The organism is Pedosphaera parvula Ellin514, from assembly GCF_000172555.1.
Lineage (GTDB): Bacteria > Verrucomicrobiota > Verrucomicrobiia > Limisphaerales > Pedosphaeraceae > Pedosphaera.
On sequence record NZ_ABOX02000021.1, the window covers coordinates 50899 to 67440 of the forward strand.

At 53.1% G+C, this 16542-nt stretch carries 10 protein-coding genes; 5 read left to right on the forward strand and 5 right to left on the reverse strand.

Going from position 1 to position 16542, the window contains the following annotated elements; all coding sequences use genetic code 11:
- Positions 1–7: 7 nt before the first annotated feature.
- The 4 genes from CFLAV_RS16675 (at position 8) to CFLAV_RS16685 (ending at position 9168) form a co-directional block, all read left to right on the forward strand.
- Positions 8–6241, forward strand: a complete 6234-nt coding sequence (locus CFLAV_RS16675; RefSeq protein WP_007415949.1) for a HAMP domain-containing protein — start codon at positions 8–10, stop codon at positions 6239–6241.
- A complete protein-coding gene (locus CFLAV_RS37865; protein ID WP_202796910.1) occupies positions 6219–7019 on the forward strand; it encodes a response regulator in 801 nt (266 codons plus the stop codon). The genes CFLAV_RS16675 and CFLAV_RS37865 overlap by 23 nt, the downstream gene beginning before the upstream one ends.
- A gap of 128 nt (positions 7020–7147) precedes the next feature.
- The gene (locus CFLAV_RS16680) at positions 7148–8707 is read left to right on the forward strand and encodes an ATP-binding protein (RefSeq protein WP_160164599.1); all 1560 of its coding nucleotides are present in this window, start codon (positions 7148–7150) and stop codon (positions 8705–8707) included.
- Positions 8704–9168 (forward strand): response regulator, encoded by a 465-nt coding sequence (locus CFLAV_RS16685; protein WP_007415952.1) that lies wholly within the window; start codon positions 8704–8706, stop codon positions 9166–9168. Before CFLAV_RS16680 ends, CFLAV_RS16685 begins: the two co-directional genes overlap by 4 nt.
- Before the next feature lie 23 nt (positions 9169–9191).
- Here the strand turns inward: CFLAV_RS16685 and CFLAV_RS16690 are convergent, their stop codons facing one another.
- The 4 genes from CFLAV_RS16690 to CFLAV_RS16705 form a co-directional block, all read right to left on the reverse strand.
- Positions 9192–10124, reverse strand: a complete 933-nt coding sequence (locus CFLAV_RS16690) for a DNRLRE domain-containing protein (protein WP_007415953.1) — start codon at positions 10122–10124, stop codon at positions 9192–9194.
- Positions 10125–10227: 103 nt separating this feature from the next.
- On the reverse strand, positions 10228–11886 hold the full coding sequence (locus CFLAV_RS16695; RefSeq protein WP_007415954.1) for a DUF1501 domain-containing protein: 1659 nt from the start codon (positions 11884–11886) through the stop codon (positions 10228–10230).
- A 4-nt stretch (positions 11887–11890) separates the two neighbouring features.
- The gene (locus CFLAV_RS16700; protein WP_160164600.1) at positions 11891–14041 is read right to left on the reverse strand and encodes a DUF1800 family protein; all 2151 of its coding nucleotides are present in this window, start codon (positions 14039–14041) and stop codon (positions 11891–11893) included.
- A gap of 188 nt (positions 14042–14229) precedes the next feature.
- Positions 14230–14556 carry a Cyclin D1-binding domain-containing protein gene (locus CFLAV_RS16705; protein WP_007415956.1) on the reverse strand — a complete coding sequence of 109 codons (327 nt, stop codon included), beginning with the start codon at positions 14554–14556 and terminating at the stop codon, positions 14230–14232.
- Between the two features lie 301 nt (positions 14557–14857).
- Here CFLAV_RS16705 and CFLAV_RS16710 point away from each other — a divergent pair, with 301 nt between their 5' ends.
- Positions 14858–15172: a hypothetical protein gene (locus tag CFLAV_RS16710; RefSeq protein ID WP_007415958.1), complete on the forward strand. Its 315-nt coding sequence runs from the start codon at positions 14858–14860 to the stop codon at positions 15170–15172.
- 13 nt (positions 15173–15185) lie between these two features.
- Here the strand turns inward: CFLAV_RS16710 and CFLAV_RS16715 are convergent, their stop codons facing one another.
- Entirely contained in the window at positions 15186–16367 is a 1182-nt protein-coding gene (locus CFLAV_RS16715) for a L,D-transpeptidase family protein (protein WP_007415959.1), read from the reverse strand.
- Between the last annotated feature and the right edge of the window lie 175 nt (positions 16368–16542).

A 16542-nucleotide genomic window follows, 5' to 3' on the forward strand; every position in this document is an offset into this window, starting at 1 on the left:
CCACACAATGAAAAAGAATCACTCCCCTTCCATGAACGAAGAGCCTGTGCAAATCAATGGCACCGGAAGTAAAGCAGATGGTGAGGGAAACGGCCCGAATAAGCCACTCCACGGGAGTAAAGCCAAAGGGGTGAAGGCTCGTTTAGCGAAGAGCCGAATGGCCCGACTCAATTTGAGAGCTCAGGCAGCGGTTCAACCGGCCCAGAAGGACGATCTGGATACCAAATCGGTTCTGGCAGCTTTGAATGCGCTGAAGAAGGGGGATTTTACTGCGCGTTTACCTGTGGAATGGACCGGCCTGGCTGGAAAAGTGGCGGATACATTTAATGATCTGGCCGAAATCATGGATCGTTCCACTCATGATCTCAGCCGCATCAGCCATGTCGTCGGCAAAGAAGGGAAGATTTCCGAGCGCCTGACCTTCACGGATGTCAGCGGAGCCTGGAAAGAGCGTGTTGACTCGGTTAACACCTTGATTAGTTGCCTGGTACATCCCATTAGCGAAACGGCCCGTGTGATCGGTGCTGTGGCCAAGGGCGACCTTTCCCAGAACATGGCGACGGAAACCGAAGGCCGCAAGCTCGAGGGCGAATTTCTTCGTACTGCCAAAACGGTCAATACGATGGTGAATCAGCTCGGCGCGTTTGCATCCGAAGTGACGCGTGTGGCGCGCGAAGTGGGAACTGAGGGAAAACTCGGTGGTCAAGCCCGCGTCAAAGGTGTCGCCGGTACTTGGAAGGATCTCACCGATAACGTGAATTTGATGGCCTCCAACCTCACGAGCCAGGTGCGTAACATCGCCACAGTGACGACCGCGGTGGCCAATGGCGACTTGACCAAGAAGATCACGGTGGACGTCAAAGGTGAATTTTTGGAACTGAAAGATACCATCAATACGATGGTGGACCAGCTCCGTTCGTTTGCATCTGAAGTGACGCGTGTGGCGCGCGAAGTGGGAACGGAAGGAGAATTGGGCGGCCAGGCAAAAGTGGAAGGTGTCTCGGGAACGTGGAAGGATTTGACCGACTCGGTGAACTTCATGGCCGGTAACCTGACGGCACAGGTGCGTAACATCGCCGCCGTGACGACGGCCGTTGCCAATGGCGACTTGTCCAAGAAAATTACCGTGTCCGTCAAAGGCGAAATTTTGGAATTGAAAAACACCATCAATACGATGGTGGACCAGCTCTCCTCCTTCGCTTCGGAAGTGACGCGTGTGGCGCGCGAAGTGGGAACGGAAGGGAAGCTCGGCGGCCAGGCGCAGGTCAAAGGCGTGGCTGGAACGTGGAAGGATTTGACCGACAACGTGAACTTCATGGCCGGTAACCTGACCGGTCAGGTGCGTAACATCGCGGACGTGACGAAAGCCGTGGCGAATGGTGACTTGTCCAAAAAGATCACGGTCGATGTCAAAGGTGAAATTTTGGAATTGAAAAACACCATTAACACGATGGTGGATCAACTCTCATCTTTCGCAGCGGAAGTGACCCGTGTGGCGCGCGAAGTGGGAACGGAAGGGAAGCTGGGCGGTCAGGCGCAAGTGCGTGGTGTCGCTGGCACGTGGAAGGATTTGACCGACTCGGTGAACTCCATGGCCTCCAACCTCACCGGCCAGGTGCGTAACATCGCTGACGTGACGACTGCTGTCGCCAATGGTGACTTATCCAAGAAGATCACAGTCGATGTCAAAGGGGAAATTCTGCAGCTCAAGGACACGATCAATACGATGGTGGACCAGCTCCGCTCCTTCGCGGCTGAAGTGACCCGTGTGGCGCGCGAAGTGGGAACGGAAGGGAAGCTCGGTGGCCAGGCCGATGTGAAAGGTGTGGCTGGAACGTGGAAGGATTTGACCGACTCGGTGAACTCCATGGCCGGTAACCTGACCTCGCAAGTACGTAACATCGCTGACGTGACCACGGCTGTCGCCAATGGTGACTTGTCGAAAAAGATTACCGTGTCCGTCAAAGGCGAAATTTTGGAATTGAAAAACACCATTAACACGATGGTGGATCAGCTCTCCTCCTTCGCAGCGGAAGTAACCCGTGTGGCCCGCGAAGTGGGAACGGAAGGAAAACTGGGCGGACAGGCAGATGTGAAAGGTGTGGCTGGAACATGGAAGGATTTGACCGACTCGGTGAATTCCATGGCCGGCAACCTGACCGGTCAGGTGCGTAATATCGCTGACGTGACGACTGCAGTCGCCAATGGTGACTTGTCCAAGAAGATTACGGTGGACGTCAAAGGGGAAATTCTGCAGCTCAAAGACACCATTAATACGATGGTGGACCAGCTCCGTTCGTTTGCTTCCGAAGTGACCCGTGTGGCGCGCGAAGTGGGAACGGAAGGAAAGCTCGGTGGCCAGGCGGATGTGAAAGGTGTGGCTGGCACGTGGAAGGATTTGACCGACTCGGTGAACTCCATGGCCTCCAACCTCACCGGCCAGGTGCGTAACATCGCTGAAGTGACTACCGCGGTGGCGAACGGTGACTTGTCCAAGAAGATCACAGTGGACGTCAAAGGCGAAATTCTCCAGCTCAAGGACACGATCAATACGATGGTGGATCAGCTCCGTTCCTTCGCGGCCGAAGTGACCCGTGTGGCCCGCGAAGTGGGAACGGAAGGAAAGCTCGGTGGCCAGGCGGATGTGAAAGGTGTGGCTGGGACGTGGAAAGATTTGACCGACTCGGTGAACTCCATGGCCGGTAACCTGACTTCACAAGTGCGCAACATCGCAGCGGTCACGACGGCGGTGGCCAATGGTGACCTGACCAAGAAGATCACAGTCGACGTCAAAGGGGAAATTCTGGAATTGAAGGTTACCGTCAATACGATGGTGGACCAGCTCTCCTCCTTCGCTTCGGAAGTGACGCGTGTGGCGCGCGAAGTGGGAACGGAAGGGAAGCTCGGTGGCCAGGCCGACGTGAAAGGTGTTTCCGGCACCTGGAAGGACTTGACCGACAACGTAAATTCCATGGCCGGTAACCTGACCGGTCAGGTACGTAACATCGCGGCGGTGACGACGGCGGTGGCCAATGGTGACTTGTCCAAGAAGATCACGGTCGATGTTAAAGGTGAAATTTTGGAACTCAAAAACACCATCAATACGATGGTGGACCAGCTCTCTTCCTTCGCTGCAGAAGTGACCCGTGTGGCCCGCGAAGTAGGAACCGAAGGAAAACTGGGTGGTCAGGCCGACGTGAAAGGTGTGGCTGGCACGTGGAAGGATTTGACCGACTCGGTGAACTCCATGGCTTCCAACCTTACTGGGCAGGTACGTAACATCGCGGCGGTGACGACGGCGGTGGCCAATGGCGACTTGTCCAAGAAGATCACAGTGGATGTCAAAGGCGAAATTCTCGAATTGAAAGACACCATCAATACGATGGTGGACCAGTTGCGCTCGTTCGCTTCGGAAGTGACCCGTGTGGCGCGCGAAGTGGGAACGGAAGGCAAGCTCGGTGGCCAGGCTGACGTGCGCGGTTTGGCTGGCACGTGGAAAGATCTTACCGACAACGTGAACTTCATGGCCGGTAACCTGACCTCGCAGGTGCGTAATATCGCGGCGGTGACGACGGCGGTGGCCAATGGTGACCTGACCAAGAAGATCACGGTCGACGTCAAAGGTGAAATTCTCGAATTGAAAAACACCGTCAATACGATGGTGGACCAGCTCTCCTCCTTCGCTTCGGAAGTGACCCGTGTGGCGCGCGAAGTGGGAACGGAAGGCAAGCTGGGTGGTCAGGCCGAAGTGAAAGGTGTTTCCGGCACCTGGAAGGATTTGACCGATAACGTGAACTTCATGGCCGGTAACCTGACGAACCAGGTGCGCGGTATTGCGAAGGTTGTGACGGCCGTCGCCAATGGTGACTTGAAACGGAAGTTGCTGGTCGAAGCCAAAGGCGAAATCGCCGAGCTGGCTGATACGATCAATGGGATGATTGAAACGCTGGCCATTTTCGCCGATCAGGTGACGACGGTGGCTCGTGAAGTAGGTGTCGAAGGAAAACTGGGCGGACAGGCGAATGTGCCTGGTGCCGCCGGTACCTGGAAAGATTTGACCGACAACGTTAATCAGCTCGCTGCAAACCTTACGACGCAGGTGCGCGCCATCGCTGACGTGGCAACAGCTGTGACGAAAGGTGATTTGACCCGGTCCATTCAGGTGGAAGCGCGAGGCGAAGTGGCCGCGCTCAAGGACAACATCAATGAGATGATTCGCAACCTGAAGGACACCACGATCAAGAACAACGAACAGGACTGGCTCAAAACCAACCTGGCGAAGTTCACTCGAATGCTCCAGGGCCAGAAGGACATGTTGACTGTCGGCAAGCTGATTCTGTCCGAACTGGCGCCGGTGGTGTCCGCACAACATGGTGTGTTCTATATCATGGAAACGCCAAAGGAAGAGACCGTGATGCGCGGCGATGATAACGATCCTTACCTGCGCCTGCTGGCCAGCTATGCCTTCCGCAGCCGTAAAAATGTCAGCAACAAATTCTCCCTGGGTGAAGGTTTGGTGGGGCAGGCAGCAGTGGAAAAGGAACGCATCCTGATTACCAATGCTCCTTCGGACTACGTGCAAATCACGTCCGGTCTCGGCTCGGCGCCACCAACGAACATTATCGTGCTGCCGGTGCTCTTCGAAGGCCAGGTGAAGGCGGTCATGGAACTATCGTCCTTCGACCAGTTTAGTCCGACGCATCAAGCGTTCCTGGATCAGCTTGTGGAATCCATCGGAATCGTGTTGAATACGATTGAAGCCAACACGCGAACGGAAGACTTGCTCAAGCAATCCCAATCGCTGGCGAAGGAATTGCAGAGCCGGCAGGAAGAGTTGCAAAAGACCAACCAGGAACTGCAGGAAAAGGCCATGTTGCTGGCCGAGCAGAACGCGGAAGTGGAACGCAAGAACACGGAAGTGGAACAAGCCCGTCAGGCGTTGGAAGAAAAAGCCAAGCAGCTCGCGCTTACTTCCAAATACAAGTCCGAGTTCCTCGCGAACATGTCGCATGAACTGCGCACTCCGCTCAACAGCCTGCTCATCCTTGCCGATCAGCTCGCGCATAACGTGGAAGGAAACCTCACGCCGAAACAGATCGAGTTTTCCAAGACTATTCATGCTTCTGGAAACGATCTGTTGAGCCTGATCAACGACATTCTCGATCTTTCCAAGATCGAATCCGGCACGGTCACTCTCGATATCATCGAGATGCGCTTCATCGAACTGCAGGATTATGTGCGCCGCACATTCAACCACGTGGCCGAATCCAAGAGCCTGGAATTCGACGTGGAGCTGGACTCGGAATTGCCACGCCACATGCTCACCGACTCGCAACGGTTGGAGCAGGTTATTCGAAACCTGCTCTCGAATGCATTCAAGTTTACCGAGCGAGGCGGCGTCACGCTCAGTATCGCATTGGTCACGGAAGGTTGGAGTCCGGATCGCGAGACGCTCAATCAGGCGCGTTCCGTCATTGCATTTTCCGTCAGCGATACCGGCATTGGTATTCCGCCGGAGAAGCAGCAAATCATCTTTGAAGCGTTCCAGCAAGCGGACGGCAGCACCAGCCGCAAATACGGCGGCACAGGCCTGGGTCTCGCCATCAGCCGCGAAATTGCCCGGCTGCTGGGCGGCGAAATCCGGCTCGCGAGCGCCATTGGCCAGGGCAGTACGTTTACGCTTTATTTGCCACAAACGCATACGCCAGCGCGCTCCACCCGGCGTGATACATCACACCGTGGCATGATTCCGGCGAAAGTCGTGGATGCCGAGATTGTGGACAAGGCTCTGGTAGAAGCGTCGGATCAAGTTGAGCAAATGATGATCAACGATGATCGTGGCGCCATTGCCACCGGTGACAAGGTTGTCTTGATTGTGGAAGACGATCCTGGCTACGCGAGAGTCTTGCTGGAAACAGCCCATGCAAAAGGTTTTAAAGGCATCATTACGCCTCGGGGCGCGGCTGCGCTCCAATTGGCGCGGGATCTCAAGCCGGATGCCATTACCCTGGATGTACATTTGCCAGACTTCGATGGCTGGCGAGTGCTGGATCGTTTAAAACTGGATCTGGCAACGCGCCACATTCCGGTGCAAATCATCAGTGTTGAAAAGGACGAGCAGCCAAATATCACGCAGAGTGCGCTGGGATTTACGACCAAATCGCAAACATCGACGGCTGAAAAAGCTTTGATAAATGCGGAGTTTCGTGGATCGCCCAATGAAGAACTTGTTGGTGGTTGAGGATGACGCAGTCCAGCAGATGAGCATCAGGGAATTGATCGGCAATGGAGACGTCAACACCACCATGGTTGCCAGCGGCAGAGAAGCACTTGATGCGCTGGCATCACAAAAGTTTGACTGCATGGTGCTTGATTTGGGCCTGCCGGATATGACCGGTGTTGAATTGCTGGAAGAAATCAAAAAGTCAGCTGATTCCCGAACCATACCCGTCATAATCTATACCGCCAGGGACCTGCTGGCAGGTGAGTCTGACAAGCTGAAAGGACTCGCGGAAAGCATCGTCATCAAGGACGCGAGCTCGCCGGGAAGATTGCTGGACGAAACCACATTGCTGCTCCATCGCAATGCAGCCAGACTGCCCGAGCGCCAACGCAGGATGTTGGAGTCATACCATCAAGGGGTCTTGGAAAACAAAAAGGTTCTGTTGGTTGATGATGATATTCGCAACATTTTCGCGATGACCAGTGTGCTCGAGCGGTTCAAGATGAGCGTGGTATCAGCGGAAAACGGCAAGGACGCCATTGAAATTCTCGTCAATTCACGAGACATTGATATCGTCCTGATGGACATCATGCTTCCAATGATGGACGGCTATGCCACGACGAAGGCCATCCGCGAGATCGCAGGATTCGAGAATCTGCCCATCATCGCTGTCACGGCGAAAGCGATGAAAGGTGACCGTGAGAAGTGTATTGCGGCAGGCGCCTCAGATTACCTTTCAAAACCGGTGGACACAGAGCAATTACGGGCTATCCTACGGTTGTGGCTCCATCGTTAGTAAGTTGTTGATAAGGAATTATCTCCGAAATGTTGGAGCACATGATTAACAACACGACAGGAACACAAGAGTCTTTACACCGGTCGCCGGAGCCTTCACAACGCAACGACGTCCATAAAATATCAATTTTGAAAAAAGCCAACATTCTTATTGTTGATGATCGCGCCGATAAAATGCTGGCATTGGAGGCGGTGCTGGAGCATCTGGGCGAGAACCTGGTCAAAGCCAGGTCTGGAAAAGAGGCTTTGAAGTGCCTTTTGCAGCAGGAATTCGCCGTCATCCTGATGGACGTTTCCATGCCTGACATGGACGGCTTTGAAACGGCTGCCCTGATCCGCAAACGCCAGCAGACGGAGGACACTCCAATTATCTTCGTTACCTCCATCAGCGATACCGAGAATCAAATCGCCAGGGGATACTCCCTTGGAGCGGTGGATTACATTCTTACTCCCATCGTTCCCAGTGTTCTGCAGGCGAAGGTTTCCGTTTTTGTTCAGTTGTTCAAAAAGACTGAGCAAATCAAAATTCAAGCCGAGCAACTGCGGAAAATCGAGGAAGCAGAACATCAGCGCAAACTGGCGGAGACGGCGGACCGGTTGGAAAGGGAAACCAAGCGGAATCGCTTTTTCACCCTTGCGGTAGACATGCTGGCAATCGCTGATTTCAACGGTTACATCCTGCAGTTGAATCCTTCATGGGAGAAAATCCTGGGTTACAGCGAATCGGAACTCAAAGCGAAATCCGGAATTGAGCTTATCCATCCTGAGGATCATCTTCAAATGATCGCGCAAATGGAGAGTCTGAGGGCGGGCAAGACCTGTTCTTTCGAGGGACGCTACCGTCGCAAGGACAACTCCTACTGCTGGCTGGCATGGACTGCGGCTCCGTTCGCTTCGGAAAAGTTGATCTATATTTTTGCCCGGGACATTACTGCGCGTAAAGAGGCTGAAGAAAAGATTCAGAAACTGAACGAAGAATTACAGGGACGGGTGTCGGCGCTTACCGAAATCAACAAGGAGTTGGAGGCGTTTAATTATTCCATCTCGCACGATATGCGCGCTCCATTGCGCTCGATGCAAGGCTTCGCGCGTGCATTGTTGGAAGACTCAGAGAACAAGCTCACCCCGGCCAGCCAGGATTTTGCACAACGGATTGTTAATTCCGGCCGCTACATGGATAACCTGTTGCAGGACCTCCTGGAATATAGCCGTTTAAGCCTGATGGAGTTGAAGCTTTGTAATGTCGATATGGAATCCATCCTCAATGAGGTGTTGGTTCATGTGGAGAATGAGATACAAAGCAAAAAAGCCGAAATTATTATCAAGCGGCCCTTGTTGCCCGTTTTAAGCCATTCAACCACCTTAAAGCAGATTCTGAGCAACTTGGTGAGCAACGCCTTGAAGTTCGTTGAGCCGGGAAAAACGCCCCGGATCGAGATCTGGTCAGAGCAAATTCCAAGTGGAGTTCGCATTCACATTCAGGACAATGGCATTGGTATTTCTCCTGATTATCATGAAAAAGTATTTGGGTTGTTCCAGCGTTTACACTCTTCGCACACTTATCCGGGAACAGGCATAGGCCTGGCGATTGTCCGCAAGGGCATGGAAAGAATGGGCGGCAGGGTGGGGGTGGAATCTTCTCCCGGAAATGGCAGCAGATTCTGGTTGGATCATCAGGATCCTGCATGAGCCGCTCCACTGTTATTCTCCACGTGGAAGACGATACCAACGATGTGACGTTGGTGAATCTCATGCACCGGAAGGGAAAATTTGAATCCGAACTGAAAGTTGTCGGAGATGGTGAGGAGGCAATTTCCTACCTGGGCGGCATGGATTCCTTCGCAGATCGTGAAAAATATCCGTTTCCCAACCTGGTGTTGCTCGACTTGAAACTTCCCAAGAAGTCCGGGCTGGAAGTATTGCAATGGATACGAAGCAATGCGGCCACCCGGCGGTTGCCCGTAATCATGCTTACTTCCTCCAATCAACAAGATGACATCCGATCGGCATACGATCTGGGAGCGAATTCCTACCTGGTGAAGCCGGGCGAATTAAGCAGCTTGGGGACGCTGTTGAAGGTAATTCATGAGTACTGGCTGGGCATGAACCAACCCGCCGTGATGGAAAGCATCCCTGTAACATCAAGCTGAGGCTTTTCCTGATTTGTGTTTGTTCAAGGCGTCCTTAGCCTGTAAAAGCGCTGGGAATCCACAATCGGGTCGGTCACCAAAATGTTGGTGGTCAACGTTTGTGCTGGGAGGTTGGTCAAAGTATTCCACTCGTTATTTCCAGTGAGTGAATTCCGGAATTCCATCGAGTAGGTGTGACCAGCCTGGGCGGTAAATTCAATTTTGCATTGATTACCAGAGTGACTAATCTGAGTTAGTTGCGGAGGCGGATCGTAAGTGATGGTTAGCTGTGGTGAAGAGTCGGGATCCTCACGAGAAGCAAAACGGCGTGCGGTGGAAGGCATTTCTTCGGATTCACAGATCAAAATCCACCCAAAGTTGGCGGCCGGATTGTCCAACCATGATTGCAGATCAGCGATCATCGGGCCATCATCGTCTGCGGGGTCCGGGAAGTAGTAGGGGGACTGGATTGTATCATAGACAATCTGGGAGGCGGTGGTGACGGCTGCATAGTCGTTCGTCGCGGCTGCTCCGGGAACCGTCCAGTAATTGGTGGTGAACGAGAGTGGGCTCAGCCACGTCGCTTCGTTGGTGGTGGCTGCCAATCCCTGACCGGGACTCAAAGCCGAATTCTTGTCTCCTTCGCCCCAAGGACGTAACAACCGGTGCAAATCAAAGTAGGCAATCGCATAGCCATCTGAAGGAATACCTGTTACCGCCAGTGTCAATGAGGCGGAAGTGATGCGCGAGTTCGCTGGGAGACTCGCAGCGATGTCAAACTTGATCAAACCCCGGTTTCGTTGCCCGTGCATGTTGCTGCCGGCATTGATCCAGGCGCGTGCTCCTGCATTGTTGGTGGGGGTGACTTCCATGATGGAGGTGTCAGCGCTGGGGATGAGCGTGATGGAATCGCCGAAGGCCAGGGTTTGGGAAAATAAAAATGCGGCCATCAAAGCATATGCAAGTCGGGCAATCATTGAGCAAATGCTCCGGTGGCAGGGTGGAAATTGCAAATCAATACCTGCACAAATCCTAACGCTGGAGCACGTAGCACCTGAACGCGGGTGATGAGAGTTCCTGCTAGATGATAGGCAATTCGCCAAAGATAGGAACGCCATCGATGGAAGAAGTTCCTCCGCTGAGGAGCCGTTCACCCGCGACCGCATAGCCTGGAATGATTTGATTCAGCTGGTTTTGGGTGGCACCGAGGTGATCGCGAATCAATTTACCCAGTATGGATCGGTAATCCACTGCCCGCTTGAGGTAACGTCCGCTGGCACCGAACATCGAACCGTTTTGAGCACTGGCAGAAGTGGCCGGAGCCCAGCCGAGATTACTGATGCCGTTAAAGGAATCGGTCGGGCTGCAGCCGAACACTCCGGAGGGGTTGCCTTTGTTGTAGCCTTTGACACCGCCACCAGCAACGAACATGACACCAGCTTCGGCATGGTCTGTACCGGCGGAGCCATTTTGGATGGTGGTGCGGCCGAATTCAGAGAGAGTCACGACGACAACGTCGTTCCAGTTTACCTTGGCCGAGCTTGAAGGAGCGTTGTTTCCACGACCGTAAGTCGTGAAATAATTTTGCAAGGCATACATGGCCCAGCCAATAGTTTTCAATAGTTTGGCGTGGGAACCAACCACTCCGCCCTGGGTTTGGTGCAAGTCGAAACTGCCGTATTCAGTGCCGGCGACGATGGCATCCGTCTTGTTCAGAATCAGCGCTGCGGCTTTTAAGTTCAGGAAAAGTGAATAGGCGCTGGTATCCACGACATACTTGGTGGTGTCGTTGGTCCTGCCATTCATGTAGGCTCCGCCGTTTTTCTGGTTTTGCGTGGGGAATAGATAATAGGGGGCATCACCATCCGTGCCTCCTGAAGTATTGTCCACAAAAGTGTTTCCGGTTTCCGAGAAATCAATGCCTGCAAAAATGGCCAGGGTATCGGTCATGTTTTTGTATTGCAGGTTCAACAAGTCGCGATCGAGTTTGTCCGGGAAGGAAAATTGATCGGACGCGTAGATGGCCTTGTCGGCTTTGTAGTTTCCTTGAGTGGTATTGGGAACGCCCAGCAAATTATAACGCGTGGGATCGGTCAGATTGGTCATCGCCGCAGCGCTGCCTCTGAGGGAGAAGGGCAGGGCAGATTGAATCGAGACACCGGTCAAGGGGGCGCTACTGGCCAGGCCGGATTGAACCATGGCGCGATAAAAAATACCGTCTTTCACCAGATTGTTGTTGGGGGCGGCGCTTTCCCAAAAGTTTTGAGAATCGAAGTGGGAGCGATTTTGATTTGGGTATGCCACGCGATGTATCAGTGCCAGATCGCCAGCATTATAAACGGGCGCCAAAAATCTCAGGGAAGGATGCAGCGCGGCAAACTGGTTGCCCAGATTGAGGGCGGTGTCAGCAGCGGAGAACGTGGGATTGGCGGTGCCGGTTGTGGAAAAACCACAGGGACCGGATTGGGTATAGCTGCTGCTATCCAAAGGAATTCCGATGTTAGGGCGATTGTAGATATAGGCCGGGTCCTGGGCTGGAATCACGGCGTTCAATCCGTCATTGGCGCCGCGCAGGAAGATAAAAATAAGTTTTTTACCGTTCAGACCGATGTTGCCTTCGGCCAGGGCGCGCTTTACGACCAGCGGAATGTCGGTCAGGGTTGAAAGGGCTACGCCAAGACCGATCTTAAAGGAGCGATCCAGAAAACCGCGACGGGTGAGGACGTGGAAGTGTTGCATAAGATTATTGTTCCTGGAAACGTTGCAAGCTCAACAGCATGGATACGGCACCGCGAATACGAGTCTCATAAAGCGAAGGGTTGCCCGTTTGCGATAAACCCGACAGAGGAGAAGTCGTAACGCCATCATCTGCCGTTTTGAGAAAATTGATGGTTGCCTGTCGATAAAGTGCCAGATTGCCGGCACCTTCTCCGGGATAGAAAATGCTTAACAGGTAATCTGCCACATTGGCTTCGTTAGTGATGCTGCCAGGAGGACTTTGCAGGGCGAGTTTGTATTTGAGCAAACCGACGGGATCGCTGGTGCTTTTGTTTCCACTGCTGATGCTGTCGTTTTTACTGGAATCATTCGAGGCCATGCAAAATGTCTGTATCCAGCGGATACGTTCGGCCAAGGTTCCGGCACTGATCCAGCCGCCGGCATCTTCCGGATAGCCGTTGGGATCCTGTCGATCAAAGAGCAGGAGGTTACCCATCCGTACCAGCGGGTAAGCGGAACCAGCGCCGCTGATGGAATATCCATCCGTGTCGGAGGCGAAGGTGCCCGGGTTGCCAGTGCCGTTGGTGCTTACTCTCATTGCGCGGATGGCGCTGACAGTATATTCAAGAGGCGTCTTGACCTTCTGCATGGCGGCGGCGTTGCCGCGGAATAGGTCAGAATTGAAGATGTTGCTTAACACCATCCAGATCTGGCCCTTGGGACTGCTGTTTTCCCAAGTGAGCATGCAGGATTTTACCAATTGACCTTCGGGCGAAAGATTTGGGTCGGTGAAGTCGTAACCGATGGCAAAGCCATCATGAACGAACAGGTTGCAAAGTTTGACACTAATGAATTCCTCGGTGAACGGCTGATTGGCAAGATGGTTGATGACCATGTAGCCCTCCTGAATGCCATTGGTATCCGTGTAATTGGCCGCAGCGGGAATATTCAGTTGGTAATTCCTTCCGGCCCAGGGAGCGCCAAACCTTGCGGGAACCGTCTTGGCGGGGAAAATCGTCTTGGCGGTGATGTTGTGGGTATTTGTCTGGTAGTTGAAGGCGCACACACCCAAGTTCGTGTTTACATTGCCGGAAGCCTTAGGCACCAGAGGGTTGAAGGTGTTGGTTGGATCAACCTTTTGGACGAACCAGCCTGTCCAGCAACGGGACAATATGGTGATGTCAGTTTGATCATACCCGTTGTTGACACCCATGGTGAAGAGTTCCATGAGTTCGCGGGCATAGTTTTCATTGGCGACATTATTGTGATCGCCCTTGCTGATGACGGTATCCAGATAGATGATCATCGCCGGGCTTTCCGCGCTGATTCTGAGCAGGTCGTAGAAGGTGCACTGCGGATTAAGCAGGGCATTGCGCCATTTCTCATTTTCCAGGTATTCAAATTCAGTGGCAACTCGGGCCGCCGTGGTGCTGTCCAATCCAGTGCCATCAAAATAATTAACAGATTTGGTATATTGGGTTACAAAGTGGTTTTCCCAAAACTGAAGCAAAATTTCGAGCAGTTGACGTTTCGCGCCGACAGCACGCAGGACATGCCAGGCGCGGAGATCATTAAGACTTGCGTTGGTGCTGGCATTGTTCGTGTAGATTGGCGTGGTGGCTTCAACAAATTTTATCGCGATATTTTGGAGCGCCGGCACGGAATCGACCGTTTCAGTTATGGCCCAAGGCGCAAGCTGTTCGTTAATGTAGCCCTGCGGGGTGATGCCATTGGTTGCATTGAGGACGCGGTCCAGTTCATCCGGGGTGGGACCGTAGGCGAGGCGATTGAGGACAATGGAAGCAAGAACTGCATTGCTGCTCATCGGGGTCACCAGCAATTTAAAGAAGCCGTTTGTTGGAGCATTGGTAAGTCTCCATGCATAGCTGGCGGTTACGTTCGTTACCGTGATGGCGCCATAAACGAGCTTGTTGGTTGCGAAGTTATAACCGGCGACGAAGAAATTTGTGTTGGTGGTGAAACCTGATGACAGATTGGTGGTGCTGAGAAAAGTGTACGACTGGGCTGCAGGGTACGGATCAAAGCTCAAGTTCACCTGGTTGCTGGTGGCGAGAACATTGGTTAGAATCGGTGCTGTTTGGGAGAGGAGGCGCATCTGGGGGAAGATGGCCATGCAAGCCAGCAAAAGGCCCGCATATAATCTTTTGCTTCTCATAGGTAGAGAGGATCGGAGCTGAGAGGAACCATGTCCCGCGATGAGCATAAAGTCAAGTTATATAGTGCTTAACCTTCGTGAATAGTGATGGTCAAAATGCCGCACTTTTACGCAGCATTTTGTTTGCCATCCGTTGCCAAAAAATGGCAAAGAGTCCGACTGCAGTGTTGCCCTGGAAAGAAGAGAATCTAATCGTCCCGGCGGAACTCGACTTCACCGGCATTTTCCCAACAGAAAATAATGCGTTCGGAGTTGAGCAGGGTGAGCTTGCCGGGGATGAATCGCGGATTGCGAAAGCCATGTTCGGCGATCTGGCCCTCGCCGATGAGTGTCTTAAGATCGGCGCGCCAAGTCACGGTGCCGGCGGGAACGTAGTCGTCTCCGGTGATCTTCACTGCTTCAACCGCATCTCCCATCTGGGTAATGTGAATCACTTCGTCGAAATGGCCGGGGTAAAAGCCGATCCATTCACCGTTTAGGTTTAGCTGAGGTGTGCTGTCGCTTACTTCTTCCATGCCAATTTTATTTCTTAATCCGTTTAAGGAAAAAATCAACGTCTCCGAGCAATTATTCGACCGTCGCACAAAGTATTTCCCATGTCTATGGAGGGTGGCATTCTTTTCAGATTTTCCTCAGCAAGCCCATGGTTCTGTACTCACAAACGTTGGGAGGCAGTGCAATGGTGGTGGGGATCATTGTCGGGATGATGCCCTTGCCCGTCATATTTCAAATTCCTGCCTCGAATTATCTTCCCCGAATAAGGTATAGAAGATTTCTTTATGTTGGTGAGCGCGCGGGTAGCAATTATTTTTCAGGATGGTATTGGTGCTGGAGAAATTGAGGGATAAATATTCGGTGCGCGACGCCGCCTGGCAAAATCCAGCCAGTGCTGTCATGTTTCTCCTGGCTGCATTTTGCCTTGGAGCAGACCCTCACGCCTTGCAATCTGCAACTCTCTTTGCCTTCAGCGCCATCATGGGAGCGATCAGCCTGATATTTTTGAAGCGCAAACCGGACGTTGAGATTCCAGAAGCGGTAATGACCCGCGACAGTGTCACGGAAGAAATGCGGCGAGAAATCCTGATCCAATCACCGCAACGGGTTTGGATTCGTTTGTGGACGCGAGCGTAAACCCGGTCGTGAGTTATTCGACCACGTACACGGGGGTGCCGACGGTGACCAGTTTGATGAGGTATTCGGCATTCCAGTTAGCGAGACGGAAGCAGCCGTGAGATTCCGTGCGACCGACTTCCTCCGGTTTGGGGGTGCCGTGAATTCCATACCCTTGGCGATCAAGACCAATCCAGGCGACGCCAACGGGATTGTTGGGGCCGGGAGGCAGGACAAGTTTGTGACCGATGCTTTGCGCTTCGGGTGATTCGGGAAAAATGGCGGGATCGAATGTGTAGTTGGGATTGGGAGCGACCACGGCGACATGGAGTTCACCCACGGGGCGCTTTTCCACGCGTTTGGCAATGCTGCATGGGAAGTGAACGAGCAGATTGGTTTCGGAGTCGAACGCTTCGAGCGTCTTGCCGGAGAGATGAATGCGCAGGAAAGCAGCTTTGGAATGAACTTCAGGATAATAGGAGTTGGGCACTTGAACGAGTGTTCCCGGAGTCACATTTGTCCAATTGATGTTGGGATTCAGTTTGCGAATGAAAGTTGGGCTGGCAAAACTTTTTTCGGCAACGAGTTCGACGATGTTTTCGTAATCGAGGGCGGTTTGCTGCGATTTACCGAGCCAAGTGGTGGCGACGGGTTGCAGACGGGCGAGATCATTGGAGGTGATGAGGTATTTTACGAAGGGAGTGTCTTCCAGAAGGAGATTGGTTTTGGTCAGTGCGTCCAATTCTCCATTGATGGGCAGGTGTGACTGTCGTTGGTAAGCCATCAAAGCGGCCTTGGTTTGAAAGCCGGATACGCCGTCCGCCGAGCCGGAAGAAATTCCGTGGTGCGCCAGGGCCAGTTGCAGCTCGAACGTGTTTTGGACCGGGCGGGGGAAGCGGTTCAGGTCAGCTGAAGAGAGGGGTTGCTCAACAAGGTTGGAACGAGTCACCACCATTGGTGGACTCTGGGTAATAACCACGGAGGCGCGGATTAGTTTGGGGAGAGCGTTGGTTGGTACTGAATGGCGAATCGGGGTGAGATCGGAGCGGGTCAAATGGGAGTTTGGGTCATTGGCGACGGGAGGGTTCTTTGAATGACTTCCCCCTTTCCACCATACCCAGCCGAGCAGGGCGACAAGCCCCACGGCCAGGAGCCAATACAAATGGTTGGAGGAATTACCTCCGGACTTCGCAGAATGTTTGGTCAAGCGCGGCACGCGGAATAATAAACAGGGTTCCTCACGAAATACGACTCAAGAATTTGGTGAAAGATCGAAAAAATGAGTTTTATCGGACTCGGCCTTTCCGCTCAGTCGTCCATGCCGCCGGTTCGAGTTTGGGTGGAAGTAAATGGGGTGTTAAACCGATTTGCCTCCTCCCCGGTATTTGCGG

Excerpts from the sequence above, each read along its gene's own strand:
- CFLAV_RS16675 (WP_007415949.1), top strand. The coding sequence starts at position 8 with ATGAAAAAGAATCACTCCCCTTCCATGAACGAAGAGCCTGTGCAAATC.
- CFLAV_RS37865 (WP_202796910.1), top strand. The coding sequence starts at position 6,219 with ATGAAGAACTTGTTGGTGGTTGAGGATGACGCAGTCCAGCAGATGAGC.
- CFLAV_RS16685 (WP_007415952.1), top strand. The coding sequence starts at position 8,704 with ATGAGCCGCTCCACTGTTATTCTCCACGTGGAAGACGATACCAACGAT.
- CFLAV_RS16690 (WP_007415953.1), bottom strand. The coding sequence starts at position 10,124 with ATGATTGCCCGACTTGCATATGCTTTGATGGCCGCATTTTTATTTTCC.
- CFLAV_RS16695 (WP_007415954.1), bottom strand. The coding sequence starts at position 11,886 with ATGCAACACTTCCACGTCCTCACCCGTCGCGGTTTTCTGGATCGCTCC.
- CFLAV_RS16700 (WP_160164600.1), bottom strand. The coding sequence starts at position 14,041 with ATGAGAAGCAAAAGATTATATGCGGGCCTTTTGCTGGCTTGCATGGCC.
- CFLAV_RS16705 (WP_007415956.1), bottom strand. The coding sequence starts at position 14,556 with ATGGAAGAAGTAAGCGACAGCACACCTCAGCTAAACCTAAACGGTGAA.
- CFLAV_RS16710 (WP_007415958.1), top strand. The coding sequence starts at position 14,858 with ATGGTATTGGTGCTGGAGAAATTGAGGGATAAATATTCGGTGCGCGAC.